The sequence below is a fragment of the Streptomyces sp. NPDC001348 genome (assembly GCF_053597535.1).
Genome location: NZ_JBSFIK010000007.1, coordinates 19579 through 46511, shown reverse-complemented (window position 1 = coordinate 46511; position 26933 = coordinate 19579). Strand labels below are relative to the sequence as shown.

Sequence of the window (26933 nt, the reverse complement as noted above, 5' to 3'; positions counted from 1 at the left end):
AGTGCCCCGCTTCAGCATCATCGTCCCCGTCTTCAAGGTGCAGGGCTACCTGCACGAGTGCCTGGACTCGGTGCTCGGCCAGTCCTTCGCGGACTTCGAGGTGATCGCGGTCGACGACCGCTCTCCCGACCGCTGCGGCGCGATCCTCGACGAGTACGCCGACCGCGACGCCCGGGTGCGGGTGCTGCACCTGCCCGAGAACGTCGGTCTCGGCCGGGCCCGGAACGCGGGCCTGGAACAGGCGAGCGGCGACTACGTCCTCTTCCTCGACAGCGACGACCACTACACGCCGGGTCTGCTGGAAGCCGTCGCGACACGTCTCGACGCGACCGGCGACCCGGACATCCTGGTCTTCGACCATGTGCGCACCCACTGGTGGGGCCGCGGCGGCCCCAGCGCGACGGCCGAGCTGCTGGCCGCCGCGGGCACGGACGCCTTCAGCATCCGGCAGAGCCCGCAGTACCTGCATCTGTTCCTGGTCGCCTGGAACAAGGCCTTCCGGCGGTCCTTCTTCCTGGAGCACGGCCTGCGGTACGCGCCCGGTCTGTACGAGGACGCGCCGGTCACCTACCGGGCGATGGTGCTGGCGGACCGGATCGTCTGCCTGGACCGCGTCGGGGTGGAGTACCGGCAGCGCCGGCAGGGCGCGATCACGAAGACCCCGGGGCGGCGCCACTTCGACATCTTCCAGCAGTACGAGGGCCTGTTCGCGTTCCTGGCGGAGCGTGCGGACCTCGCCTGGGCGCGCCCGCTGCTGTTCGAACGGGCGCTGAACCACATGCTGTTCGTGCTGGCCCAGGAGGATCGCGTCACCCCGGCGGACCGGCCGGACTTCTACCGCGCGATCCGTTCCTTCCACCGCCGTCACCTGCCCGCGGGGTTCACCGCGCCGGACGGCGACACCGGCCTGAAGATGCGGCTGCTGGCGACGGCGCCCTACGCCTCGTACGCGGCGCTGACCGGTCTGGGCAGACTGGGCAGGGCCGCCGCGCACCAGGGCCGGCGTGCGGCGGGGACGGTCGCGCGGCCCGCCCGGAAGGCGTGGTACGCGGTGCAGTCGAGGCGCCCGCTCGACCCGCACCTCGCCGTCTACTCGGCGCTCCACCACGGGGGCGTGTCGGGCGACCCGGCCGCGATCCACGCCGAGGCCCTCCGGATCGCGCCGCACATCCACGGCGTGTGGGTGGTCCGGGAGGACGCGGTGGGCTCGCTACCCCCCGGCATCGACCATGTGACGCCGGGTTCCCGCCGCTACCACCAGGTCATGGCACGGGCGACGTACTGGGTGAACAACGTCAACTGGCCGGGCACGGTCGTCAAGCGGCCCGGCAGCGTCCACATCCACACCCATCTGGGCACCCCGCTGAAGTACATGGCAGCCGATCTGCTGACCAAGCCGGGTGCCCGGCACGGGTTCAACGTGCCGCAGATGCTGCGCCGCGCCGACCGCTGGGACTACAGCCTGGTCGCCAACCGCCACTCCGAACTGGTGTGGGACCGGGCGTATCCGTGCCACTTCACCTCGCTGCGGACCGGGAGCCCGCGCAACGACGTCCTCGTCGGCGCGGCCGACGGGGCGGGGGCCGGGTTCCGGTCCCGGCACGGCATCCCGGAGGACCACACGGTCGTGCTCTACGCTCCCACCCGCCGCGACTACCGCCGGGGCGGCCATGTCGACCGGATCGACCTGGCGCGGTTCGCCGCGGACCTCGGGGAGGGGTACACCCTCGTCGTCCGTCTGCATCCGTCGCTGGCGACCGGCCCGGCACGCCGTTTCGGGCTCAGCGAGCTGCACCGGCGCGGGGCGCTGGTCGACGCGACGGACGAGCCGCACGTGGAGGAGGTCATGCTCGCCTCCGACGTCCTGGTCACCGACTACTCGTCCCTGATGTTCGACTACGCCAACCTCGACCGGCCGATCGTGGTCCACGCCGACGACTGGGGTGCGTTCGCGGCCTCCCGCGGCGCCTACTTCGACATCACGGCCCAGCCGCCGGGCCATGTCTCCCGCTCGCACCGGGAGCTGGTGTGGCTGTTCGGCTCCGGGGGCTGGCGGGACGAGGAGTCGGCGCGGCTGCGGGCGGAGTTCCGGGCGCGTTTCTGCGAGTTCGACGACGGGCGGGCCGCGGAACGGGTGGTCCGGACCCTGATGCTGGGTGAGTCCATGCCGGGTCCGGCCGCCGCGGTCCGGGTGCCGGAGCCGGCCGCCGGTCACGACCAGCTGGCCTCGACATGAGGGCACGTACCTGGGCCGCGGTCCTGGCCGCCGTCTTCGCGCTGCTCCAGTCGGCCAACGTGGAGGGCCGCGGAACCCCCGACTCGGAGAACTACGTGTCGTACGCGCTGAGTCTGAGCGGCGAGGACACGCGGTCGGCGGCCCGCGCCACCATCGACTGGTCGTGTGCGGGCCAGGCCTCCCTCGCGCGCCGCGGCCAGAGCGTGGACGTGGTGCACTTCCACCGGCCGGATCCCGCCCCGCGGGTGCTGGCCGAGTGCCGGGCCGACGAGTGGCGGCGGGTGGAGCGGCGGCTGCGGGCCGGGGAGTCCGTGGGGCACGTGGCGCCGTTCATGTCCGCCCGGATGCGGCCGATCTTCGAGGTGCGGCCCGGCTACCCGCTGTTCCTGCTGCCGTTCGTGGCGGTGTTCGGTGTGACGTGGGGTGTGTGGCTGGCGAGTGTGGTCGTCGCGGCGGCGGGCGGAGTCCTGGCGTTCCTGGTACTGCGCACCCTGTCCGTGTCCGTGCGGTGGGCGCTGGCCGGCCAGGCGTTGTTCTACGTGCTGCCGTGCGGGGCGACGGCGATGCGCCCGATGACGGAGGGCCTCCTGCTGGCGCTGTCCCTGGCGGCGGTGTGGGGCTGCGCGCTCGCCCTGACCGGCCGGGCGCGGGCGGGGGCGGTGCTGACCGCCTGCTCGCTGGTCTCGCTGTTCGCGGTCAAGCACTCGCAGGCGCTGTTCCTCGGGCTCTGTCTGGCCGGGGCGGGCGCGGTGCTGGCCGTACGGCGCCGGCGCCGCGGCGGGTCGGCGGGGCGCGGGGTGGTGGCGGTCACGGCGGTGGGCTGTGGTGCCGCGCTGGGGACGGTACTGCTGGCCCGGCTGCTCGGTTACCCGTCCGAGTCCGAGAGCGTGCAGGATCTGCTGACCGGCCACTTCGCCCGTCCGGACCGCGTCCACCCGTGGGCTGAGCTGCTGCAGCTGGAGGGGAACTTCTGGTGGGAGTGGACGCGCCGGCAGCTGTGGGAGCCGCTGTTCGCGGCCGCCCTCGCGGCCGGGGCGTGGGGCGCGGTGCGCCGGCCCGCGTTCGGCTGCTTCCTGCTGGGGGCGGCGTTCACGGGCATCCTCACCCAGGCCGCGCACCCCGACATCTCCATCGGGGGCGACCGGCTGATCGTGCTGGCCTGGCTGCTTCCGGTGGTCGGCGTGCCGCTGCTGCTGGAGCGTCCCGGCCGGCGTCCGCTGCCGGTGCCCGCGCAGGGGCACGCCGGCCGGGAGGTTCACCCGGCGAAGTGAGGCGGGCCGAGGAAGGCGCCGGTCACTCGATGACGAGGTCGACCTCGATGTTGCCGCGGGTGGCGTTGGAGTAGGGGCACACCTGGTGGGCGGTCTCGACCAGCTTGCGGCCGGTCGCCTCGTCCACGGTGTCGGGCAGCTCCACCCGCAGCGTCACCTTCAGGCCGAAGCCCTCGCCCTGCTTGCCTATGCCGACCTCGGCGGTCACGGCGGCGTCGCTGACGTCGACCTTCGCCTGGCGGCCGACGAGGCCGAGGGCGCTGCCGAAGCAGGCGGCGTAGCCGGCGGCGAAGAGCTGCTCCGGGTTGGTGCCCTCGCCGTTGCCGCCGAGCTCCACCGGCGGCGCCAGCTTCACGTCGATCTTGCCGTCGTTGGTGAAGGCACGGCCGTCACGGCCGTGGGTGGCGGTGGCGACAGCGGTGTAGAGCGCGTCCATGGGTGACCATCCCTCTCGAAACGTCATGTCCCGGCGGTCCTTCTGCGGCCGCCGCACGACCACAAGTAGAGCACACAATTCAATTGTGCACAACTAAATGACTCGCCAGGGTTATCCTGGAGGCATGACCGCCACTCCGTCCCCCGCACCGGCAGCCGAGGCCGACTGGCTCCGCCTGGACCGCCAGATCTGCTTCTCCCTGCACGCCGCGTCCCGCGCCTTCAACGGCGTCTACCGCGTGATCCTCAAGGACCTGGGTCTCACCTACCCCCAGTACCTGGTGATGCTCGTGCTGTGGGAGCACGGGGACCTGCCGGTCAAGAGGCTGGGCGAGCACCTGCGCCTGGACTCCGGCACGCTCTCGCCGCTGGTCAAGCGACTGGAAGCGGCCGGACTGGTGCGCCGGGAGCGCAGCACGCGCGACGAGCGCTCGGTGGAGGTGCGGCTGACCGAGGAGGGCGCCGCCCTGCGCGAGCGGGCCCTCCAGGTACCGCGCCGCATCGTCGAGGTGACCGGCCTCGGCCTCGACGAGATCGGTGAGCTGCGCGACCGCCTCGACCGGCTCACGAACGCACTGGACGCTGCCGCACCGGACATGCCGTAGCGCCCGCGGCCAGGGAACCGCGGACGTAGAGCCGCATGATCACCCCGTCGCGTTCGGACTCCTCCCGCAGCACGAACCGGTCCTGCACGACGGCCAGTTTGGCCCGGTCGGTGGGATCACGGGGGTACCAGGTTCCGTCGGCGGTGCGCCGTTCGGCGATGACCCACACCCGGTCCAGGCCGGCCAGTCGGCGGCGCAGCAGCACCGGGTCCACCTCACGCCCGTACAGGGTGCCGGACACGGGCGCGCCGGCCGCCAGGGCCACGTCCCGGGTGCCGCGGAACCCGGCCGGGTACGCCAGCGCCGTGCTCCGCGCCTGCGACGGGAGGAAGAGCACCGGGTCGCCGGGGCGCAGTTCGCGGGCGGCGTCCGAGGAGATGGCGGCGAGGTTGTCGGGGCGGTGGGCCGGGGAGCGGTCCTGGCGGAGGACCGGGAGCTGGTGGACGAGGGCGAGGGCGACGGCCAGGACACCGGTGAGGGTGCCGAGGGGGAGGCGGGTCCGCGGCAGCCGCGGCCCCCCGGCCCGCGCCGGCAGCCGGGCCGCCCGGTCGGCCCCGGCCGCCACCAGCAGCGGCGCCCCCGCGAGCGCGTACAGCACGTACCGGGGGACGTACAGCGGCGTGAGGAGCGAGACCAGCATGAGGACCACCGGCGGCACCACCACCAGCGGCAGCGCGACAGCCGCGCACGTCAGCTCCCCGCGGCCGCCCACGAGCCGCGTCAACCCGAGGGCGGCCAGCGCCAGGCAGGTCCAGTACACGCCGGAGGTCGGTCCCACGAACTGCCGCAGCAGTTCCCACGCGGTGTCCGCCGTGGGTTCCCGCACCCAGGCGACCTGCGCCGACTGGGCGTGCGAGACCACCACCATCGGCAGCAGCGCGAGCACCACGGACGCGGCCGCGCGGCCCCACCCCCGCCACACCGGCCTCGGCACCCGGGCCAGGGCGAGGGTCGAGGCGTGGGCGAGCAGGAGCAGGACCGCGAGTTCGTGCAGCCAGCAGGTGACGCCGAGGACCGTGCCGTACGCCCACCAGGACCGGCCGCCGGCCGGCACCGCGCGCACGAGGAGCAGGGTGGCCCCGGCCGCCCCGGCCGCGACCATGGCGTAGGAGCGGCCCTCCTGCGCGTAGTGCCCGACCATCGGTGTGACCGCGTAGAGCAGTCCCGCCCACAGTCCCACGCGGGGCCCGGCCAGCCGGCTGCCGAGTGCGGCGACGAGGCCGGTGGCCAGCACCGCCGCGCACACCGACGGAAGCCGGAGCAGCACCTCGCCGGGGTGGGGGGCGAGGACGGCGTGCATGAGCAGGTAGTAGAGGCCGTGCACCGCGTCGACCCCGTGCAGCAGGCGCCAGATCTGCGGCACCGTGCGGCGCGCCACCTGGAAGGTGACCGCCTCGTCGCGCCACATGCCGCCGCGGTCGATCCCCCACAGTCCGAGCGCGAGCATCACGGCCGCGGGGACGGCCACCGCCGCGCCGTGACGGACACGACTCGACTCGGGGTCGATGAGGGAACGGATGCTCACCACAGCCCGATCTTTTGCGATTAGCAAACGTTTGGTGTGTATTGACGGCGTATCAGCATGAAAACACCATCCTCGCGGCTTACCCTCCCTGGGATGAACCGCCGTGTGCTCTCCCTCGCCGTCGCCTGGCCGGCCACCCGCGCCACCATGCTGTGGCTGCTCGTCCACGACTCCGTCCCCCTGCTGGGCAGGGGCTCCGTCGCGCGTGAGGTGTGGCGGCTGTACTTCCACTGGTTCGGCGTCCTGTCGCGGGGCGCCTTCCCGGCGCACGACACGCTGTGGCAGTACCCGCCGGGCGCCGGCGCGGTGCTGCTGGCGCCGGGGCTGCTGCCCGGGCTGACGTACTTCCAGGCGTTCGTCGTTCTCACGCTCGCCGCCGACGCGCTGATCGCACTGGCGCTGGTCCTCGCGGGCACCCGGCCGGGCCGCAGCCTGCGCGGGGCGGCGCTGTGGGTCGGCGCACTGCCGCTGCTGCTGCACCTTCCGCTCGCCCGCTACGACGTGCAGGTCACGGCGTTCGCCGTCATCGCCCTGTTGACGTTGTCGCGCTCCCCGCGCACGGGCGGGGTGATCGCGGTGCTGGGCGGGCTGGTGAAGGTGTGGCCGGCGCTGGTGCTGCTCGGGGTGCCGAGAGGGCGGGCGACCAGGTCGGCGTGGACGTGGGCGGCGGGAGCGGGGATGCTCGCCTTCGCGGCCCTCGCCGGCTTGTTCGACAACCCCCTGTCCTTTCTGCGGCAACAGGGGGGCCGGGGGATCCAGATCGAGTCCCTCGGCGGTACGGCGCTCAGCCTGGCCACCCACGCGGGCTGGACCGGCAGGTCCCGCTACCGGTACGGCTCGGTCGAGCTCGTCGGCCCGCACGTCTCCGCCGTCGCCACCGTCTGCCTCGCGCTCACCGCGATCGCCTTCGGGCTGCTGGTGCTGTGGCGCGTACGGGCCCGGCGCTGGACCGAGGCGACGCCGTACGACGCCGCGCTGTGCGCCGTACTGCTGTTCACCGTCACCAGCCGGGTCATCAGTCCGCAGTACATGGTCTGGCTGATCGGCCTGGTCGCCGTCTGTCTGACCTCCCGGCACACCGTGCAGCGTCCGGTGGCCGCGCTGGTGGTGGCGGCGAGCGCGGTCAGCGCCGTCGCCTATCCCGCGCTCTACCGGGAGGTCGTGGGATGCACCTGGACGGGCTGTGCGCTGATGCTCCTGCGCAACGGACTCCTCGCGACGGCCGCCGTGCTGTCCCTCGTCCGGCTGTGGCGCTCCACGCGGCTCCCGGTCGCGAACGCCGCTCCCGTGACCGGCCCCCGCCCCGCGTCCGCCCGCCTTCCGCGCCGGGCACCGGTCCCCCATTAGCGCACGGCCGCCCATCGGCGCACGGCCGTCCATTGGCGAATGGCCGCCCATCATTCGTACGATTCCGCTATATGACCGGTATGCACCAGAATGCCCCTCAGTCTCCGCACGTCGGTGTGGTCGTCATCGGGTACAACGACGCCGCCCATGTGAGGGACGCGGTGCGTTCCGCGCTGGCTCAGGGGCCGGCCGTGCACGAGGTCCTCGCCGTCGACGACTGCTCGACGGACGGCAGCCCGGCGGCGCTGGCCCGGCTGGCCGCCGGGGAGCCGCGGCTGAGGGTGCTGCGCCGCGCGGTCAACAGCGGCGGGTGCGGCAGCCCGCGCAACACGGGGCTGGACGCGGTCACGGCACCGTACGTGATGTTCCTCGACAGCGACGACGTGCTGCCGCCCGGCGCGGTGGACGCGCTGCTCGCGGCGGCGACGGGGGCCGACGCGGAGGTCGCGTCCGGACTGTGCGTGCGCCGGGAGCTGCCCTCGGGGCTCGAACAGCCGTGGCAGGCGCCGCTGTACCGGGCGCACGCCGTCCTCGCGCACCCCTCCCGGCTCCCCCGCCTGGTCCACGACACCCTGTGCGTCAACAAGCTCTACCGCACCGGTTTCCTGCGGGAGCACGGCATCCGTTTCCCCGAGGGCCGTTTCCTCTACGAGGACTTCGTCTTCACCGCGCGCGTGCTGGCCGCCGGGCCGCGCATCGCCCTGGTGCCGGATCCGGTGTACGTCTGGCACGTACGCCGCTCGGCCGGCCGGCTGTCGCTCTCCCTCGACCGGGCCGGCATCGACAACTGGCGGGCGCGGACCCGGGCGTGCGCCCTGGCGTACGACATCCTGCTGGGCGCGGGGCAGAAGGAGCTGGCCCGGGCGGCCCGGGCCAAGTTCCTCGACCACGAGCTGCGCATGTACGCGCGCGAGCTGCCGGACCGGGACGCGCGGTACCGGTGCGCGTGGTGGGCCCACACGCGCGAGTACCTCGGTGCCTACGACGCCGCCGACTGGGAGCTCGACCCGGCGGCACCCGGCCGGCTGATCGCACGGGTCGTCCTGGAGTCCCCCGAACCCCGTGACCTGCCCCGCCTCAGGGAGCTCGCCGCCCGCCCGGCCCGTCTGCTGCCGCCCTACGCCCGCACCCCGGACGGCATCCCGGTCTGGGCCGACGACCTCCCGCAGGTCACCCTCGCCCCCTTCCGCACCCGCCCGCTTCCCTCGCTGCCGCTCGCCGTCGAGGCCGAACTGCGTCCAGGCGCGCGGGTGACGCGTCTGCGGTTGCGCCTGCACGACCTGTACGGCCGGGTGGCGGGCGCCGGGCCGGAGGCGGTGGACGTGGAGTGGCGGCGACGCGAGGACGGGCGCCCGGACCGGCGCCGTACGTCGGCGCTCACGCCGGACGGTGACGGCACGTCCTGGACCGCGGAGACGCCCGTCGATCCGGGTGCGCTCGGCTCGGGCACGTGGGACCTGAGACTGCGCGTGCGCTTCGCCGACGGCGCGCATCGCGAGGTGACGGCGCACGCCGTCGCGGGCGCCGGCCTACTGCGCCCACGCGCCCTGCCGAGCGTCCGGCACGGCGTGCTGCTGGTACGGCCGTACGCCACACGCTCCGGCGCGCTGGCACTGCGCGTGGCCACGGGGGCACGAGGAGTCGGCAAGCTTGTCCGTGGAAGGCTGCGCCGCCTGCTTCACTGAGAGCCGGCGCCGGCAGCCGACCGACGCACCACCGCGGCCACGGAACGAGGAGACGACCTCACATGACCTGGTTGATCACCGGCGGCGCCGGCTACATCGGGGCGCACGTCGTGCGCGCGATGGCCGAGGCGGGAGAACGGGCCGTGGTGTACGACGACCTGTCCACCGGCATCGCCGACCGCGTCCCGCGGGGGGTGCCGCTGGTGGTGGGTTCCACGCTGGACGCCGGCCTGCTGGCGCGCACGCTCGCCGAGCACTCCGTCACCGGGGTCGTCCACCTCGCGGCCAAGAAGCAGGTGGGCGAGTCGGTGGACCGCCCGCTGCACTACTACCGGGAGAACGTCGAGGGCCTGCGTGTCCTGCTGGAGGCGGTGACGGCGGCGGGTGTCCTGTCCTTCGTCTTCTCCTCCTCCGCGGCCGTCTACGGCACGCCGGACACCTCGGGCCCCGGGGACCTGGTGACGGAGGAGACGCCGTGCGCGCCCGTGTCCCCGTACGGCGAGACCAAGCTGGCCGGCGAGTGGCTGGTGCGGGCGACCGGCCGGGCCACGGGGCTGTCCACGGCGTCGCTGCGCTACTTCAACGTGGCGGGCGCGGCCGCCCCCGAACTGGCGGACACGGGCGCCTTCAATCTCGTCCCCATGGTCTTCGAGAAGCTCACGGCGAACACCTCGCCGCGGATCTTCGGCGACGACTACCCCACCCCGGACGGCACCTGCGTCCGCGACTACATCCACGTGGTGGACCTGGCCGAGGCGCACGTGGCCACCGCCCGCGCCCTGCAGTCCTCCCCCGGCGCCCACCTGACCTTCAACATCGGCCGCGGGGAGGGCGTCTCGGTGCGCGAGATGATCGACCGCATCAACGCCGTCACCGGCTACGACCACCCCCCGACTATCGCCCCGCGCCGCCCCGGCGACCCCGCCCGCGTGGTCGCCTCCGCCGACCGCATCGCCGCGGAACTCGGCTGGCAGGCCAAGCACGACGTCGAGGACATGATCACCTCGGCCTGGGAGGGCTGGGTACGCCTGCATCCGCAGTCGGCACGTTCCTGAGCCCGGGGCGACCGGGCGCCCTTAGGCTGCCCGGGTGACCGATCCACACCGCGTCGAGCGCGCCATCGGCTCCGTCGTCGGCTCCGCCGTCGGTGACGCCCTGGGCGCGCCCTTCGAGTTCGGGTCCGAGGGAGCCTTCTCCGCGCGCTTCCCGCGGGCCGGGCAGGGCGGTGAGATGTGCGGGGGCGGCGGCTGGGATCCCGGCGAGGCGACCGACGACACGCAGATGGCCGTGCTGACCGCCGAGTCACTGCTGGAGCGCGGCGGACTGGATCTGCCGGACGTGTTCCGGCGGTTCCGGCGGTGGGCCGCCGCCGGCCCCAAGGACATCGGCCTGCAGACGGAGGCGGTGCTCGGCAGCGGCGATCCGTGGGATCTCGCGGCGGCGCTGCACTTCCAGAGCAGTCAGCGGGCCGCCGGGAACGGGGCGTTGATGCGGGCGGCGCCCTCCGCCGTGCGCTTCGCCGCCCTGGGGCGGCAGGCGACGATGGACGCCGCCCGCCGTCTGTCCGCGCTCACCCACGGGGATCGCGCGGCATGGGAGGGCACGGCCGTCTTCCACGAGCTGGTACGGGTCGCCCTGGACGGGTGCGACCCCCTGGCCGCTCTCCCGGAGACGCTGCGGGCCGTCCACCCCGACCACCGCGAGCGGTACGCGGTCGTCCTCGCGCCCCACTGGCACCCGGACCTCGCCACCGAGTTCAACGGGGCGGTCTGGCCCTGCCTGGGGTCCGCCGTCTGGGCGCTGCGTACCACCTCCTCGTACGAGGACGCGGTACGCGCGGCCGTCGACCTGGGCGGCGACACGGACACCGTGGCGGCGGTCACCGGGGGTCTCGCCGGGGCCGTGTACGGCATCGGGGCGGTGCCGGCTCGCTGGACCGAGGCGCTGCACGTGCCGCTGCCCGGATTCGGGCGGGTGCTGCATGCGGCGGAGCTGGCCGGGCTGGCCGGCGGACTGCTCGAGGCCGCCGATGCGGAGGCGGGCGGGTGAGGAGCGGGACCGGGCAGGGCGGCGGCGCCGTTCCGGAACGGCTCAGAGTGCCTTGAGGGCCGCGGTGGTCGTCCTTGCCAGGGCGGAGAGGTAGCCCTTGGGCAGCTTCGGGCTGCGGATCACCACCGAGCGCCAGTACAGGGGGCCGGAGATCAGGTCGAGGGCCAGTTCGTCGTCGGCGGCCACGCGGAGTTCGCCGCGCTCTGCGGCCGCCGCGATGATCTTGCTGGCGACGCCCTCCTGTCCGTCCCGCAGGGCTTTCTGCATGGCCTCGGCGATCTCGGGGTTGCGGGCCGCCTCGGCCTGGAGGTCGGGGATGATCTGCGAGGCGACGGGGTGGCGCAGTGCGCGGGCGGTCAGCTCGTACAGCAGTCGCAGATCGCCCTCGAGGGAGCCGGTGTCCGGCACGGGCAGGCCCATCACGGCGAGCGCCGAGACGACGTCGAGGACGAGGTGCAGCTTGGAGCGCCAGCGCCGATAGACGGCGGTCTTGCCGACTCCGGCGCGGCGCGCGATGCCCTCGATGGACATGCGTGCGTAGCCGCTGGCCGCGAGTTCCTCGAAGACAGCCGCCCGGATCGCCTCGGTCACGTCCTCCCGGAGTACGGCCGCCCCGGCAGGGGTCCTTCGGCGCGGACGCGTCTGGGGCTCGTCGGCGTTCGTCGTCATGTGGTCCAGCATAGGGCGTTACGACGAAACGGTTGCGTTGCGACGTCGATTGGCCCTACTCTCACGTTGCGACGATACGGTCCCGTTCCGACGTAAGAAAACGTGAAGAGAAGCGTAAGGAAACGCCGGGCGAAGCGGACCCGGCGGCAGCCCGCACGCACCCCCCTCTCCCCCCGAGTGAAAGCAGCGGATGTGAGCCAGGTTCTCCACACACCGCCCCCGACCGAGGTCCCGGCCGAGGACGACCTCTCGGCCCTGGCCGCACGGCACGGCCTCACGGTCAGCGGCGCCCGCCCCTCCCTGCCCGAGTACGTCCGCCAGCTCTGGGCGCGGCGGCACTTCATCAGTGCCTTCGCCACCGCCAAGCTCACCGCCCAGTACAGCCAGGCGAAGCTCGGCCAGGTCTGGCAGGTCATGACCCCGCTGCTCAACGCGGCGGTCTACTACTTCATCTTCGGCGTCCTGCTGGGCACCAAGCGGCACGTGCCGGACTACATCCCGTTCCTGGTCACCGGGGTGTTCATCTGGACGTTCACCCAGAGCTCCATCATGGCGGGCACCCGGGCGATCTCCGGCAACCTCGGCCTGGTCCGGGCGCTGCACTTCCCGCGGGCCGCGCTGCCCATCTCGTTCGCGCTCCAGCAGCTCCAGCAGCTGCTGTTCTCGATGGCCGCGCTGGTCGTCATCCTGCTCTGCTTCGGCGTCCCCGTCTCCGCCTCGTGGGTGCTGGCGATCCCGGTGCTGGTGCTCCAGTTCACCTTCAACGCCGGCGTTTCGATGATCATGGCCCGGATGGGCGCGAAGACCCCCGACATCGCCCAGCTGATGCCGTTCATCCTGCGCACCTGGATGTACGTCTCCGGCGTGATGTGGAGCATCGACAAGCTGACCAAGGGCGACCATCTGCCCCACTGGCTGACGATCGCCCTGGAGACCAACCCGGCCGCCGTGTACATCGACCTCATGCGCTTCGCGCTGATCGACAGCTTCCACGCGAGCCAGCTGCCCCCGCACGTGTGGGCGGCGGCCACGGGCTGGGCCCTGCTCGCCGGGGTCGGCGGCTTCATCTACTTCTGGAAGGCTGAGGAGACGTACGGCCGTGGCTGACACCATGAACGACACCCGCATCCCCACCGTCGTCGTCGACGGCGTCGACATCGTCTACCGGGTCAACGGCACCGGCGCCGGACGCGGCTCCGCCACCGCCGCCCTCAACCGCATGCTGCGCCGCGAGCAGGCGGAGAAGGCGGCGGGCGTGCGCAGGGTGCACGCGGTCAAGAAGGTCTCGTTCGTCGCCTACAAGGGCGAGGCGATCGGGCTCATCGGCACCAACGGCTCCGGCAAGTCGACGCTGCTGAAGGCGGTGGCCGGCCTGCTCCCGGTGGAGAACGGCCAGATCTACACCCACGGCCAGCCGTCCCTGCTCGGCGTCAACGCGGCCCTGATGAGCGACCTGACCGGCGAGCGCAACGTCTACCTCGGCGGCCTCGCCATGGGCATGTCCCGCGAGCAGATCAAGGAGCGCTACGAGGACATCGTCGAGTTCTCCGGCATCAACGAGAAGGGCGACTTCATCACCCTTCCGATGCGCACCTACTCCTCCGGCATGGCCGCCCGTCTGCGCTTCTCCATCGCCGCCGCCAAGGACCACGACGTCCTGCTGATCGACGAGGCACTGGCCACCGGCGACCGCTCCTTCCAGAAGCGCTCCGAGGAACGCATCCGCGAGCTGCGCCGGCACGCGGGCACCGTGTTCCTGGTCAGCCACAACAACAAGTCGATCCGCGACACCTGCGAACGGGTGCTGTGGCTGGAGCGCGGCGAACTGCGTATGGACGGGCCGACGGAGGAGGTCATGGCGGAGTACGAGGCCTTCACCGGCGACAAGGGGCCGAAGTCCGCACCGGCGGCCACGCCGAAGGTCACGCCGACGAAGGAGCTGCAGCCGGAGGTCTCCCTGCCTTCCTGAGCTCCCCGGTCGGCGCAGTCAGGCCCGCCCCTTTCATCCCACCGGTGGCACTATGGGCTGAAAGGTGCGACCCCCGTGGCGACGAGGCGAAGGAGTCCCCGCGATGCCCGAGCTCAGCGTCATCGTCTACGGGCCGAACACCCAGGGACACCTGACCGGGCTCCTCGACTCCCTCGACGCCCACCCGCTCCCGGACGCCGAGGTGATCGTGGCCGCGGTCGGCGACTGGGCCCGGGAGACCGCCGAGGCGCACTCCCCGGAGACGGTGGTGCTGCCCCTGCCGGCCGGAACGGGGGACGCGGCGGCCCGGACGGCGGGCGCCGCACGTGCGTCCGGACGCTGGCTGCACTTCGTCCACGCCAAGGACGGCCTGCCCGCCGGCGCCCCCCGCATGGTCGCCGAGCGCGCCGCCGAACTCCCCGACGAGGTCGACGTCCTCCTCCTCGACCACGTCACCAGCACCTGGGAGACCTCCGGCAGACCCTCCGGCGGCGGCCGCCTGCTGGCCCGGGCGGGCCGCGCCGCGCTCACCCTGGACGAGGCCCCCCACCTGCTGCGTCTGCCCCCACTCCTCGGCAACCGGGCGCTGCGCGCCGGTTTCTGGCACACCAACCAGGAGCGGCTCGCCACCGACGACGAACCCCGCGCGGCGTACACGGCGCTGCTGCACGCCGGCCGGATCGCCTGCCTGAACCAGGTGGCGTACGAGGACCGCCTGCTGCGCCCCGAGAGCCTCCCGCCCGTCGCCCCGGAGGACCGCTACGGCCTCGTCGACCGCTACGAGACGCTGCTCGCCCTGGCCAAGGACCGCCCCGCCACCCGCGCGGTCCTCTACGACCTCATGGTCGGCGACCTGCTGCGCACGTTCGCCCGGGAGAGCCTGCCCGAGCCGGTGGCCCGGGAGTTCTTCCGCCGGGCGTCCCTGGCGGCGGTCCGCTGGCGCGCTCCGGACCACCGCCGCCCGGCCGGTCCGGAGGGCGTGCGCCGTGCCCTGCTCGAGGAGGGCGCCTACCACCGCTACCGCGCTTTCCAGGCCGCCAACCGCACCCGCCGCGCGGCGAAGGCGACGCTGGGAACCCGCAAACGGCAGCTCGGCACCAAGCTGCGCGAGCAGCAGTACCGCAGGGCGCTCGGCCGCCCCGTCGACCTCGGCCTGGCGGTCTTCGCCGCCTACTGGGAGCGGGGGGTCGCCTGCAACCCGGCCGCGATCGCCGCCAAACTCGGCGAACTCGCCCCGCACATACACCCGGTGTGGGTGGTGGCCAAGGAGAACGTGCCGCTCCTGCCACCCGGCACCGACCACGTCGTCCCCGGCACCCGCCGCTACTGGGAGGTGCTGGCCACCGCCAAGTACCTCACCAACAACGTCAACTTCCCCAACGCGGTGGTCAAGCGCCCCGACGCGATCCATCTCCAGACGCACCACGGCACCCCGCTCAAGCGCATGGGCGTGGACCAGATGCGGCACCCGGCCGCCGCCAAGGGCATGGACTTCGCCGCCCTGCTGGCCCGCGTCGACAGGTGGGACTACAGCGTCTCCGCCAACAACCACTCCACCCGCATGTGGGAGCGCGCCTACCCCTCCCGCTACACGTCGCTGGATTACGGCTATCCGCGCAACGACGTCTACTACAGCTGCGACGCCCGGGGAGTGCGCGCCGTCCGCGAACGCCTCGGCATCGCCCCCGGACGGCGGGCCGTCCTGTACGCCCCCACCCACCGGGACTACGAGGCCGGCTGGACTCCCCGGCTCGACCTGGCCGCCCTGGCCGACCGCCTCGGCGAGGACACCGTGCTGCTGGTGCGCGCCCACTACTTCTACGGCGGCGCGGCCTCCCCCCTGGCCGGTCTGCGCCGCGCGGGAAGGGTCGTCGACGTCTCGGCGTACGACCCGGTCGAGGACCTGTGCCTGGCGGCGGACGCCCTGGTCACCGACTACTCGTCCATCATGTTCGACTACGCCAACCTGGACCGGCCGATCGTGGTCTACGCCGACGACTGGGAGACGTACGCGACGACCCGCGGCGTCTACTTCGACCTGATGGCCGAACCGCCCGGCCAGGTGGCCCGCACCCAGGAGGAACTGGCGGAGATCCTCACCACGGGCGCCTGGCGGGACGAGGCCGCGGCGAAGGCACGGGCCGCCTTCCGGCGGCGGTTCTGCGAGTACGACGACGGGCGCGCCGCCGAGCGGGTCGTACGGCGGGTCTTCCTCGGCGAGAGCGAGGAGTCGCTGCCCCCGGTGATCCCCCTCGAGCAACGCACACCGGCGCCCCGCCCGGAGGAGGCCGACGCATGACCCCCGACGTCACCGTCACCGTGATCGTCCACAACGACGCGGCACGCCTGCCCCGGGCGGTCGCCTCGCTGCGGCGGCAGACCCACCCCGACCTCGAGATCATCATCAGCGACGACCACTCGACGGACGACACCCCGGCCGTGGCACGGAGGCTGGCGTCCGGCGACCCCCGCATCCGCTGCCATAGGCTGCCGGAGAACAGCGGCGGCTGCAGCGCCCCGCGCAACCGGGCCCTGGAGATCGCCCGGGCGCCGTACCTGATGTTCCTGGACAGCGACGACGAGCTGCCCGAGAACGCCGTCGAGCTCCTGCTGGCCGCCCACCGGGAGCGGGAGATCGACTTCGCGATGGGCGCGGTACGGCGGATACGGGTGGACAACGGCCACCGCTCGACCTGGATGCCGCACCTGGTGGCCGAGCGCCGCACGGTGAACGGCATAGAGTCCGAACCCCGGCTGCTGTTCGAACACCTGGCGACCAGCAAGATGTACGCCCGCTCCTTCCTCGACCGCCACGACCTGCGGTTCCCCGAGGGCATCCACTACGAGGACCAGCTGTTCACCGCGCAGGCGTACTGCCTGGCGAAGTCGTTCACGATCATCCCCGAGCCGGTCTACCACTGGTACATAGAGCCGCACGCCACCGCCGACTCGGCCTCGATCTCCAACCAGCGCCACCGACTCGGCAACGTCCGCGACCGGATCCACGTCCAGCGCCTGATCGACGGGTTCCTGACCGAGAGCGGGCACGAGTCGCTGCGGGAGGACAAGGACCACAAGTTCCTCAAGCACGACTTCCGCATGTACGCCGGGGACCTGCCCTACCGCGACGACGCGTGGCTGGCGTCCTTCGCCGACATCGTCACCCCGTACCTCGACACGCTCTCGCCCGACGCGTACGCCCGACTGCCCCGCCCGGAACGGGTCGTGCTGCAGCTCGTCCGGGACCGCCGCCTGCCCGAGGCCCGGGAGGCCGCACGCGGCCTGGGTCACGCGGTCGCGCCGAGACAGGTGACCCCCTCGCCCGAGGGCGACGCCACGTACTGGGGCGACCGCGTCCCCGGGACCGTCCGGGCCCGCCGCGAACTGGACGTGACCGACCTCGAACTGGACGCGCGCCCCTTCCACAGCGCCCTGTTCCGCCACGAGATCACGGAGCTCACCCCCGGCCCCGGCGCCTCGCTCGACCTGGGCATCCGCACCTACGACCCGGGACTGCGGCTCCCCGTCGGCCCGCAGCGCGCCGCACTCATCCTCACCCCGGGCCGCCGCCGCGTCACGGTCCCCTTCCGTCTGACCCCCGTCCGCCCCGGCGTCTACGAGGGCCGGATCCATCTGGACCTGACCACGGCATCGCTCCCCCTCCACGGCTTCGAGGGCATACGGCATCCGGTCCTGCGCATCACCCAGCAGGACCTCGCCCACACGGGCATGCTCCTCGCCCCCATCGCCTTCCCGTCCCTCTCCCACCAGGTCGGCCACCACCGGCTGACCGTGGAACCGGAACCCCACAACCCGGGCCGGCTCCAGGTGCGCTGGGAGCCGACGGGCGTGACCGCGCGAGTCGTGCGGCCGGTCGTACGGCGGATGGCGCGACCGCGGATACGGAGGGCCGCGCGGCTGGTGGCGAGCGCCCTGCGGTGACTCAGGCCCTGCGGTGGCTCACGAGCCGGCCACCCGGTACAGCACCTGCCCGTCCGGCCCCCGGGCCACCACCCGCAGCCCGGGACCGGGCCCCGCGCTCCCCCGGTCCACCACCCACCGCACCCCGTACTCCCGCAGGATTCCGCGCCGCACCTCCCCCGCCGTCCCCGCCGCGAAGTACCGCCGCACGGCCGTCTCCCTGCGTCCCGCGTCGGCGAGGAACACATCGGGGTACCCCGGCGCCACGGTGTACGCCCCGTACGCCGGGATCTGCCGGGCCGGCCTCGTCCGGGCCATCACCACGTCCCCGTACCCGACCCACGGGGTGATCCACCGGTAGCCCGCCCACGGCGCCCGGTACCGTGCCGCCACCGCCCCGGGCAGGGCACTTGGCCGCACGACATACCCGACCGTCCCCATCTGCGTCCATGCGCCCACGGCCAGCGCGGCGCCCACCACACACGCCCACACCGCCCGCCGCCGCCCGCCCGTCGCCTCGAGCGCGGCCGCCAGCTGCGCCGGGATCAACGCGGCCGGCAGCACCCGCCCCCAGGAGTAGTGGCCGCTCAGCCCGCCCGCGGCGAACACGAGCACCCCCAGCGCGAAGAAGATCACCAGCGGATCCCACCGGTCCCGCCTGAACCGCAGCCCGAGCGCCACCACCCCGACCAGCGCCAGCCCGAACCGCCCGAGCAGGTGCCCGTACAGCGGCCGGTGGATCGCCTCCAGACCGGCTCCGGCGGAGAACAGCGAGAAGAAGTCGTAGTAGGGCCACAACCAGAGCACCACCAGGCCCAGCAGCAGCGCCGCCGCCGGCCGCGCCGTCACCGCCCGCCCGGGCCGTGCCGCGATCACCGTGGCCAGCGCACCCAGTGAGGCGACGACACCGGTGAACTGGTGGCAGAGCAGGATCAACGCCCACAGCGCCCCGAGCCCCAGCCACGTCCCCCAACCGGTCCCGGCACCGCCGCGCAGCGCCCTCGTGAGCCAGGCCCAGAAGTGGAAGGCGAGACCGAGCGCGAAGACGCTCGGGTACGACACCGTCAGCGCCAGCGAGTTCAGTCCGAGGAACCCGCTCCACTCGAACAGACGCGGCCCCCAGAGCAGGAGCAGGCACAGCAGCGCCACCGCCGGCGCGGCCCGGTCGGCACCGAGCGTCCGGACGTACCGCCACACACCGCTGACCAGCAGCCCGAGCCCGACGACCGCGGCGACGCGCAGCACCACGAACACCGAGAGCCCGGTGACGCGGGCGAGGCAGCCGAGCAGCAGCATCCACGGTGAGTAGTAGGGGCTCGGCGTGTCCGCGTCGACCAGCGGATTGCCGGGGTGCAGCAGACTGTGCCGCAGGCGCTGGATCGTCGCCGCGTGCATCCCGAGGTCGCCCACCCAGGGAAGGCGGACGATCACCAGGACCATCAGGAGCAGGACGAGCACGGCGGCGGCCTGCGGAAGGGCCCTGCCGGGCAGTGCGGCGCCCGTCCGACGAAAACTCACATTCCGGACTCTATCCAAGACAAGACGGGGCGCCCCGAGCCGTGCGGCTCGGGGCGCCCCGTCGTCGCCGTACGGCCTAGGAATGCGTGCGCAGGAGCGTTCGCATCGTCCGCATCGCCACCGACAGGTTGGCGAGATCGAAGGTCTCCGAGCTGCGGATCTCCTCGAGGGTGGTGCGCGCCCGGCCCAGGATCGCCGCGTTCTTCGCCTCCCAGGCCTTGAAGCGCTGTTCGGGGGTCGAGGTGCCGTTGCCGACGGCCAGCACGTCCGCGGTGAGGGCCGCGTGGGCCGCGTACAGGTCCTCGCGGATGGACGCGCGGGCCATCGACTGCCAGCGGTCGTGGCGGGGCAGCTCGATGATGCGGTCCATGAGCTGGGTGATGTGCAGCCGGTCCGCGAGGTCGTAGTAGACCTCGGCGACGTCCAGCGGCTCCTTGCCCATACGGTCGGCCACCGAGACGATGTCGAGCGTCGGGAAGGCCGAGGAGAATCCGGCGACCCGCGTGGCCAGCTCGTCCGGGACCCCGGCGCCGGCCAGCTCGTCGTACACGTGCTGGTACCACTCCAGGTCCGCGCCGCGCAGCAGCTTCGGCAGCTGCTGCCAGACCTGCTCCACCCGCTCGGCGAAGAACTCGACGGTCTCGGCGAGCTGCAGCGGCTGCGGCCGGTTGTTCAGCAGCCAGCGCGTGCCACGCTCGACCAGGCGGCGCGAGTGCAGCCGGATGCGGGTCTGGACGTCGGCGTCGACCTTGTTGTCGAGCGCCTCGACCGCGTCCCACACCGGCGCCGAGCAGAAGATCGTACGGGCCGCGGTCTGCGCCCGGACGATCTCCTCCAGGGAGGCGCCGGTCTCCTCGCGCAGGCGGTGCAGGTAGGTGGTACCGCCCGTGTTGACCGTGTCGTTGACCAGGACCGTCGTGGTGATCTCGCGGCGCAGCGGGTGGCTGTCGATCCGGTCGGCGAGCTGCTCGCGCAGCTCGGTCGGGAAGTAGGCGTGCAGCAGGACGCGCAGGTACGGATCGTCCGGCAGCGAGGTGTGCAGCAGCTCCTCGGCGACCGTGATCTTCGTGTAGGCCAGCAGGACGGCCGTCTCCGGGCTGGTCAGTCCCTGGCCCTGGGCGAGCCGCTCGCGGATCTGGCGGTCGGTGGGCAGGAACTCCAGCGCCCGGTCGAGGTGGCCCTCGCGCACCAGGTGGCGGATGAAGCGCTGCTGGGCGTGGAGCATGTCCTTGGACTGGGCCAGCGCGTTGGCGATCGCCGTGTTCTGCGCGTAGTTGTTGCGCAGGACGAGACGGCCGACCTCGTCGGTCATCTCGGCGAGCAGCTTGTTGCGCTGCTTGACGGTCATGTCGCCGTCGGTCACCAGGCCGTTGAGCAGGATCTTGATGTTCACCTCGTGGTCGGAGGTGTCCACACCGGCGCTGTTGTCGATCGCGTCCGTGTTGATCTTGCCGCCGTGCATCGCGAACTCGATGCGGCCCAGCTGGGTCAGGCCCAGGTTGCCGCCCTCACCGACCACCTTGACGCGCAGGTCGGCGCCGTCGACGCGGATGGCGTCGTTGGCCTTGTCGCCGACGTCCGTGTTGGACTCCGTGGACGCCTTGACGTACGTGCCGATGCCGCCGTTCCACAGCAGGTCCACCGGGGCCTTGAGGATCGCCTTCATCAGGTCGGCCGGGGTCAGCTTGGTGACCTTGCCCTCGATGCCGAGGGCCTCGCGGATGTGCGCGTTGACCGGGATGGCCTTGGCGCTGCGCGGGAACACGCCGCCGCCCGCCGACAGCAGGCCGGTGTCGTAGTCCTCCCAGCTGGAGCGGGGCAGCTCGAACAGACGGCGCCGCTCGGCGTAGGAGACGGCCGCGTCGGGGTTCGGGTCGATGAAGATGTGCCGGTGGTCGAAGGCGGCGACCAGCCGGATGTGCTCGCTCAGCAGCATGCCGTTGCCGAACACGTCACCGGACATGTCGCCGATGCCGACGACCGTGAAGTCCTGGCTCTGGGTGTCCACGCCCAGCTCCCGGAAGTGCCGCTTGACGGACTCCCAGGCACCGCGGGCGGTGATGCCCATGCCCTTGTGGTCGTAGCCCGCGCTGCCGCCGGAGGCGAACGCGTCACCAAGCCAGAAGTTGTACGCCTCGGCGACCTCGTTGGCGATGTCGGAGAACGTCGCGGTGCCCTTGTCGGCGGCGACCACCAGGTAGGTGTCGTCCCCGTCGTGCCGCACGACGTCCTGCGGGGGCACGACCTCGCCGGCCACCATGTTGTCGGTGATGTCCAGCAGCGCCGAGATGAACGTCTTGTAGCTGGCGATGCCCTCCGCCAGCCAGGCGTCCCGGTCCACGCTCGGGTCGGGCAGCTGCTTGGCGACGAAGCCGCCCTTGGCACCGACCGGCACGATGACGGTGTTCTTCACCATCTGCGCCTTGACCAGGCCGAGGATCTCGGTACGGAAGTCCTCGCGGCGGTCCGACCAGCGCAGGCCGCCCCGGGCGACCTTGCCGAAGCGCAGGTGCACGCCCTCGACGCGCGGCGAGTACACCCAGATCTCGTACGCCGGGCGCGGCGCCGGCAGGTCGGGGATGGCCTGCGGGTCGAACTTCATGGAGACGTATTCGTGCGGCTTGCCGCCGAGCGTCTCCTGGAAGAAGTTGGTGCGCAGCGTCGCCTTGATGACGGTGAGGAAGGAGCGAAGGATGCGGTCCTCGTCGAGACTCGCCACCTGGTCCAGGGCCGCGTCGAGCTCCTCGAGCAGGGCCTCGACGATCTCCAGGCCGGCGCGCTGCCGCTCCGGCGACATCCGCGCCTCGAACAGGGAGACGAGCAGCCGGGTGGTGTGGACGTTGTTGCGGAGGGTGTCCTCCATGTAGTCCTGGCTGAAGGTGGAGCCGGCCTGCCGCAGGTACTTGGCGTACGCCCGCAGCACCATCGCCTGCCGCCAGGTCAGACCGGCGCTCAGCACCAGGGCGTTGAAGCCGTCGTTCTCCGCGTGGCCGGTCCAGGTGGCGGCGAATGCGTCCTGGAAGCGCTCGCGTGCGTCGTCGCCGAGCTGCTCCGCGCCACCGCCGGCCGCCTTGGGCATGCGCAGACCGAAGTCGTAGATCCACGCGGTCGTCCGGTCGGTGCAGCGCAGCTCGTACGGCCGCTCGTCGGTGACCTCGACACCGAGCCGGCTCAGCACCGGCAGCACCGCGGACAGGGAGACCGTGCCGCCCTTCTGGTAGATCTTGAAGCGGCGCTCCTCGGGCCCGGCGCCCACCGGCTCGTACAGGCTCAGGGAGAACGTCCTGTCCTCGCTCAGCCGCTCCAGGTGGACGAGGTCGGCGACGGCGGCGCGCGGGCTGTGGTCGGCCTTGTACCCCTCGGGGAAGGCGTTGCTGTAGCGGCGCAGCACCTCGGCCGCGTGCTCCTCGCCGCATTCGGCGGTCAGTGCCTCGGCGAACGCGTCGGTCCACGACCGGGCGGCCTCCACGAGGCGGGCCTCGATGCGCTCCTTGTCGCTGTCACTGAGCTGGGGCAGGTCGGTGCCCTGCGGAACACGGACGACGAAGTGCAGCCGGGAGAGGATCGACTCGGTGTTCCAGGCCGTGAAGTCGACGCTGGTGCCGCCCAGCTCCTCCTTCAGGATGTCGATGATCCGCAGCCGGACACCGGTGGTGTAGCGGTCGCGGGGCAGGTAGACCAGCGCGGAGTAGTAGCGCCCGTACTCGTCCTGCCGTAGGTAGAGCCGGAGGCGTCGCCGCTCCTGCAGGTACAGCACCGATGTGACGATGGACTGCAGCTCGGCGACCGGGGTCTGGAAGAGCTCGTCGCGCGGGTAGGTCTCCAGGATCTGGAGCAGGTCACGGCCGTCGTGGCTGTGCGGCGAGAAGCCGGCGCGCTCCAGCACCTCGTCGACCTTGCGCCGGATCACCGGGACCCGGCGGACGGACTCGGTGTAGGCGGCGGAGGAGAACAGGCCGAGGAAGCGGCGCTCGCCGACGACTTCGCCGTTCTCGTCGAACTTCTTGACGCCGATGTAGTCCAGGTACGACGGCCGGTGCACGGTGGCCCTGCTGTTGGCCTTGGTGAGCACCAGCAGCTTGTGCTCACGGGCCTTGGCCCGGGCGTCGGCCGGGAGCCGCTCGAAGGACGGGCTGACGGGGTGCTGCTCGTCATCGGAGTGGTGCGGGTCCGAGCGCAGTATGCCGAGACCGGTGCCGGGGACGGCGGCCAGGGAGTCGTCTCCGCGCAGCTGGTACTCGCGGTAGCCGAGGAAGGTGAAGTGGTCGGCGGCCAGCCAGCGCAGCAGCTCGCGGGCCTCCTCCACCTCGGGCGCGGCGAGATCGCCGGGAACGGATTCCGCCGGGAGTTCATCGGCCATGCGCAGCGCCGCGTCGCGCATCTTCTCCCAGTCCTCGACGGCCTCCCGGACGTCGGACAGCACGCGCAGCAGGTCCGAGGTGATCTGCTTCAGGTCGGCGCGGTCGGTCTCACGGTCGGTCTCGACGTGGATCCAGGACTCGACGTGCGCGTCGTGCGGGAGATCGCCGTCGGCGGGCGGGGTCGGCAGCACCTCGATGAGCTTGCCGGTGAGGTCGCGCCGGACGACGAACTGCGGGTGGATGACGACGTGGATGCCACGCCCCTGCCGGGTCAGCTCGTTGGTGACCGAGTCGACGAGGAAGGGCATGTCGTCGGTGACGACCTCGACGACGGTGTGGCTGCAGGTCCAGCCGTTCTCCTCGACGGTCGGGGTGTGGACCCGCACGTTGGCCGTGCCCTGAGGTCGGTTCTCGGCCAGCCGGTAGTGCGAGACAGCGGCGCCGAAGACGTCGACCGGGTCGCGGTCGGCGAGGTCCTCGGGGGCGGTGTGCAGGTAGTAGCGCTGGAGGAACGCGAGCATGGATTCCTGGTCAGGGCTGCCCGGGGTGCCCGGAACGCCCTCGCCCGTGGTCCCGGTCGGTAGGTGCCCCCCGACCGGGCTGTTCTCAGCTACCCGAGCAGCCCTCTCGAGCAGCTCGGCCTTGGCTTCGTCCAGCTTGGTCTGCATTGTCCTCTGGCTCCTGTCGCGCGCCGTTGCGTGACGTAGAAGGAAGTACGGTCTCTTTCCTTCCGGCTCGACGCCACGGCCCGGGGTGTCCGGTCCGATCCGACGCTATGCCGCAAGGGGAGATGAGCGGGGGGTTATCGGCCATTCTCGGCGTGCCCGACGGGTGTGACGCTGCTCTCTGCGATGTCGTGGCCCATGGGGTGCGCGGCGCCTCGGGGACCCTCGTGTCCCCGTCCCGCCCGCGAAGACCAGCGACCGCCGCCCGGTCACGGATGTGGTCCGTGCTCCCCGGGCGCGGGGCGGAGACACCAGTGCCCCCGCGAACTATCGCGCTGATCACGCCACAAGGCTATCGCTCCTCGAGGGGGGCTCGTCATGAGCCACTCACGTACAAAACCAGGGGTGGAAGTTTGACGTTCTGCACAGGGGCGGCGAGGCGCCGGGTGGCGTATCCGCTCCGGCTTGCCGGCTGGCCGCGGGACCCACCGCCCCAGCCCCGGTCACGGGCTCGACGCAATCCCGGCGCAGATCAATGCGTCGAAGCCGCGCAGCGCTCCGCCTCCGCCACGGCCTCCGCCAGCGTGTCCACCACCGGCACCCCCACCGACTCCAGGCTGGCCCGGCTGTGCGACCCGCCGGTGTACAGCACGGCCAGTGCCCCCACGTGCCGCGCCGCCACCGCGTCGTCGGCCGCGTCCCCGATCACCACCGTACGCGTCGGCTCCACCCCGTTGCCGGCCAGCGCCTCGAGATGCCGCACCATGTGCTCGGCCTTGCTGCCGCCCGACGGCCCGGTCCGCCCGTCGACCCGCATGAAGTGCGACTCGATCCCGAACCCCCGCACCAGCGGCACCAACTCGTCGTGCCCGTACATGCTCAGCAGCGACTGGCTGCGTCCCGCGGACCGCCACCCCGCCAGCAGTTCCACCGCCCCCTCGGTCAGCCCGCACCGCACCCGGTGCTCGGCGTAGTACCGATGGAAGACCCCGTCCATGACCTCCCACTCGGCGTCGGTCGGCAGCCTGCCCAGCAGCCGCTCGTAGAACTTCGGCACCGGCACGCAGTACAACGCCCGGTACTGCTCCAGTGTGATCGGCGCCAGCCCCAGCTCGCCGAACGCCGCGTTCGTCGCCCCGATGATCGCCTCGTTGTCGTGGAACAGCGTTCCGTTCCAGTCCCACACGATGTGCGCGTTTGAGTGCATCCCCATGCCTGAAAACGTACCCGCCGCCACTGACAATCAGTGACGATCGCCGATGCGCAGGGTCACCCGAGTCCCACCAGGTTCGGGATCTCCTGCGTGGCGAACCACAGCAGCTCGTGGTCCTCGGCACCGTCCACGACGAACTGCGCGTCGTCGTCCCCGCCGTCCGCCGCCTCGAGCGCCCCCGCCGCCGCGGTCACGTCGTGCTCCGCGTCCTCCGCGTCCACGTGCACCGCGGCCGCCTTCGCCAGCCGCACCGTTCCGGCCAGCCGCACCTCGCCGAGTGCCGCCGGGTCGAGCCCGCGGTCCGGGTCGGCCGTGGCCGCGCCGTCGGGCACGTCCACGGCGACCACGACGCGTCGCCGCGCCGCGTCCGGATCCGCCGCCAGCAGCCGGAGGGAGGCGAGCGCGGCCCGGCTCAGCGCCGCGTACTCCAGTTCCTCGATGTCGTCGGAGAGGTACCACTCACGCAACCCGGGCGTGACGGCGTACGCGACGAGCGAGCCGCTTCCCAGTTCACCCGTCTTGTACGCCTCGGCGAGCCCGGTCAGGGTCAGGGGGACGTAGACGCGCATGCTGGCCGCTCTTTCTGGTCGACGGGCTCCGCTCCAGGAGCGGCCTACAGGATACGCGCGGGAGTCCTCTTTCGAGTTGCCGCCCAGGACGCTCCACACGTCCACCCGACACCCCCCGGTTCACCCGGGCGCAGCCCGTCGGTACCGGGTTCACACCCCTGCCGACCACTCGGATAGGTGAACTTCCCTGCCGCCCGACACCGGCCGGACCTTCCTTGCCGCTGCCGTCCCGCGCCCCGTACAAGGTCCCCACCAGCAAGTTACCGCCCGGTACCAGTCGGGCCCGCAGAACGGGGATTCCCATGAACAAGGTCATGACCAGAGCAGCGGCGCAGCACCGCCCCGGCACCCGCCCGCCGAGCCGCCGCGACCCCCGCCGCCCGGCCGGCGCCCCTCCGCGCAACCCGGCCAGGCGGACGCCGGCCGGTACGGCTCCGGGCGGGGGCCGCACCGCCGCGGTACCGCGCCCGCTCCCCCGCCCCACCGACCTCTTCGCCGACCGTCTCCTCGCCGTGCTGAGCGGCCGGCGCCCCGTCCACTGGATGCTCCGGCACACCGTCGGCCGCGCCTACGACGACCTGGCCCGGCTCGCCGAAGCCGGCCCCCTGCGCACCCGCGGCACCCGTCCCGTGGTCCGTGACATCGGCTACTACGTCCCCCGAGCGGGCGCCGTCGAGGCCTTCGCCCGGATCGGCGCGGGCGACCGGCTGCGCGCCATGGCCTTCCGCCTGGAACAGGGCCCCGACCTCCGCTGGCGCTGCACGGCGGTGGAACTGGACGGACCGCGTGCCCCGCACGCGGACGACGACTGAAACACCGGCGGGCAAGCCGAAGGGCCGGTCCCCCCGCCCGCGGGGTCCCGGCCCTTCCCGTCACCGGTGCGCCACCGGCGGTG

Annotated in this window: 19 protein-coding genes; 12 read left to right on the top strand and 7 right to left on the bottom strand. The window is 72.6% G+C overall.

The window, feature by feature from the left end; genetic code table 11:
* Position 1: 1 nt before the first annotated feature.
* On the top strand, positions 2–2236 hold the full coding sequence (locus ACWC21_RS09760; RefSeq protein ID WP_450879912.1) for a bifunctional glycosyltransferase/CDP-glycerol:glycerophosphate glycerophosphotransferase: 2235 nt from the start codon (positions 2–4) through the stop codon (positions 2234–2236).
* The gene (locus ACWC21_RS09755) at positions 2233–3507 is read left to right on the top strand and encodes a hypothetical protein (RefSeq protein WP_450879910.1); all 1275 of its coding nucleotides are present in this window, start codon (positions 2233–2235) and stop codon (positions 3505–3507) included. Before ACWC21_RS09760 ends, ACWC21_RS09755 begins: the two co-directional genes overlap by 4 nt.
* Positions 3508–3529: 22 nt before the next feature.
* Here ACWC21_RS09755 and ACWC21_RS09750 read toward each other — a convergent pair whose 3' ends face one another.
* Complete coding sequence (locus ACWC21_RS09750) at positions 3530–3943, bottom strand: organic hydroperoxide resistance protein (RefSeq protein ID WP_450880217.1); 414 nt, start codon at positions 3941–3943, stop codon at positions 3530–3532.
* Between the two features lie 124 nt (positions 3944–4067).
* Here ACWC21_RS09750 and ACWC21_RS09745 point away from each other — a divergent pair, with 124 nt between their 5' ends.
* Positions 4068–4547: a MarR family winged helix-turn-helix transcriptional regulator gene (locus ACWC21_RS09745; RefSeq protein WP_450879908.1), complete on the top strand. Its 480-nt coding sequence runs from the start codon at positions 4068–4070 to the stop codon at positions 4545–4547.
* Here ACWC21_RS09745 and ACWC21_RS09740 read toward each other — a convergent pair.
* Complete coding sequence (locus ACWC21_RS09740) at positions 4507–6072, bottom strand: glycosyltransferase family 39 protein (RefSeq protein ID WP_450879906.1); 1566 nt, start codon at positions 6070–6072, stop codon at positions 4507–4509. The genes ACWC21_RS09745 and ACWC21_RS09740 overlap by 41 nt on opposite strands.
* 93 nt (positions 6073–6165) lie before the next feature.
* Between ACWC21_RS09740 and ACWC21_RS09735 the strand changes: the two genes are divergently transcribed.
* The 4 genes from ACWC21_RS09735 to ACWC21_RS09720 all read left to right on the top strand — a co-directional run bounded on the left by ACWC21_RS09735 (position 6166) and on the right by ACWC21_RS09720 (position 11153).
* Entirely contained in the window at positions 6166–7419 is a 1254-nt protein-coding gene (locus tag ACWC21_RS09735; protein ID WP_450879904.1) for a glycosyltransferase 87 family protein, read from the top strand.
* 80 nt (positions 7420–7499) lie between these two features.
* A complete protein-coding gene (locus ACWC21_RS09730; RefSeq protein WP_450880215.1) occupies positions 7500–9104 on the top strand; it encodes a glycosyltransferase family 2 protein in 1605 nt (534 codons plus the stop codon).
* Between the two features lie 62 nt (positions 9105–9166).
* Entirely contained in the window at positions 9167–10159 is a 993-nt protein-coding gene (galE, locus tag ACWC21_RS09725; protein ID WP_450879902.1) for a UDP-glucose 4-epimerase GalE, read from the top strand.
* A 34-nt stretch (positions 10160–10193) separates the two neighbouring features.
* Positions 10194–11153 carry an ADP-ribosylglycohydrolase family protein gene (locus ACWC21_RS09720; protein WP_450879900.1) on the top strand — a complete coding sequence of 320 codons (960 nt, stop codon included), beginning with the start codon at positions 10194–10196 and terminating at the stop codon, positions 11151–11153.
* Between the two features lie 42 nt (positions 11154–11195).
* Here ACWC21_RS09720 and ACWC21_RS09715 read toward each other — a convergent pair whose 3' ends face one another.
* The gene (locus ACWC21_RS09715) at positions 11196–11822 is read right to left on the bottom strand and encodes a TetR/AcrR family transcriptional regulator (RefSeq protein WP_450879898.1); all 627 of its coding nucleotides are present in this window, start codon (positions 11820–11822) and stop codon (positions 11196–11198) included.
* A gap of 192 nt (positions 11823–12014) precedes the next feature.
* On the opposite strand from ACWC21_RS09715, the gene ACWC21_RS09710 reads away from it, so the two are divergent.
* The 4 genes from ACWC21_RS09710 (at position 12015) to ACWC21_RS09695 (ending at position 17733) form a co-directional block, all read left to right on the top strand.
* The gene (locus ACWC21_RS09710; RefSeq protein WP_450879896.1) at positions 12015–12929 is read left to right on the top strand and encodes an ABC transporter permease; all 915 of its coding nucleotides are present in this window, start codon (positions 12015–12017) and stop codon (positions 12927–12929) included.
* Between the two features lie 4 nt (positions 12930–12933).
* On the top strand, positions 12934–13791 hold the full coding sequence (locus ACWC21_RS09705) for an ABC transporter ATP-binding protein (protein WP_450880213.1): 858 nt from the start codon (positions 12934–12936) through the stop codon (positions 13789–13791).
* Between the two features lie 103 nt (positions 13792–13894).
* Positions 13895–16090, top strand: coding sequence for a CDP-glycerol glycerophosphotransferase family protein (locus ACWC21_RS09700; RefSeq protein ID WP_450879894.1), 2196 nt, complete (start codon positions 13895–13897; stop codon positions 16088–16090).
* Complete coding sequence (locus ACWC21_RS09695) at positions 16087–17733, top strand: glycosyltransferase family 2 protein (protein ID WP_450879892.1); 1647 nt, start codon at positions 16087–16089, stop codon at positions 17731–17733. The genes ACWC21_RS09700 and ACWC21_RS09695 overlap by 4 nt, the downstream gene beginning before the upstream one ends.
* An 18-nt stretch (positions 17734–17751) precedes the next feature.
* On the opposite strand, the gene ACWC21_RS09690 is transcribed toward ACWC21_RS09695, so the two are convergent.
* From ACWC21_RS09690 to ACWC21_RS09675, 4 genes are all read right to left on the bottom strand, one after another.
* Positions 17752–19152 carry a hypothetical protein gene (locus tag ACWC21_RS09690; protein WP_450880211.1) on the bottom strand — a complete coding sequence of 467 codons (1401 nt, stop codon included), beginning with the start codon at positions 19150–19152 and terminating at the stop codon, positions 17752–17754.
* Between the two features lie 154 nt (positions 19153–19306).
* The gene (locus ACWC21_RS09685; protein WP_450879890.1) at positions 19307–24259 is read right to left on the bottom strand and encodes an NAD-glutamate dehydrogenase; all 4953 of its coding nucleotides are present in this window, start codon (positions 24257–24259) and stop codon (positions 19307–19309) included.
* Positions 24260–24788: 529 nt separating this feature from the next.
* On the bottom strand, positions 24789–25469 hold the full coding sequence (locus ACWC21_RS09680) for an HAD family hydrolase (RefSeq protein WP_450879888.1): 681 nt from the start codon (positions 25467–25469) through the stop codon (positions 24789–24791).
* A 56-nt stretch (positions 25470–25525) separates the two neighbouring features.
* Entirely contained in the window at positions 25526–26038 is a 513-nt protein-coding gene (locus ACWC21_RS09675; protein ID WP_450879886.1) for a DUF6912 family protein, read from the bottom strand.
* A 302-nt stretch (positions 26039–26340) separates the two neighbouring features.
* Here ACWC21_RS09675 and ACWC21_RS09670 point away from each other — a divergent pair, with 302 nt between their 5' ends.
* The gene (locus tag ACWC21_RS09670) at positions 26341–26850 is read left to right on the top strand and encodes an Rv3235 family protein (RefSeq protein ID WP_450879884.1); all 510 of its coding nucleotides are present in this window, start codon (positions 26341–26343) and stop codon (positions 26848–26850) included.
* Positions 26851–26933 lie beyond the last annotated feature (83 nt).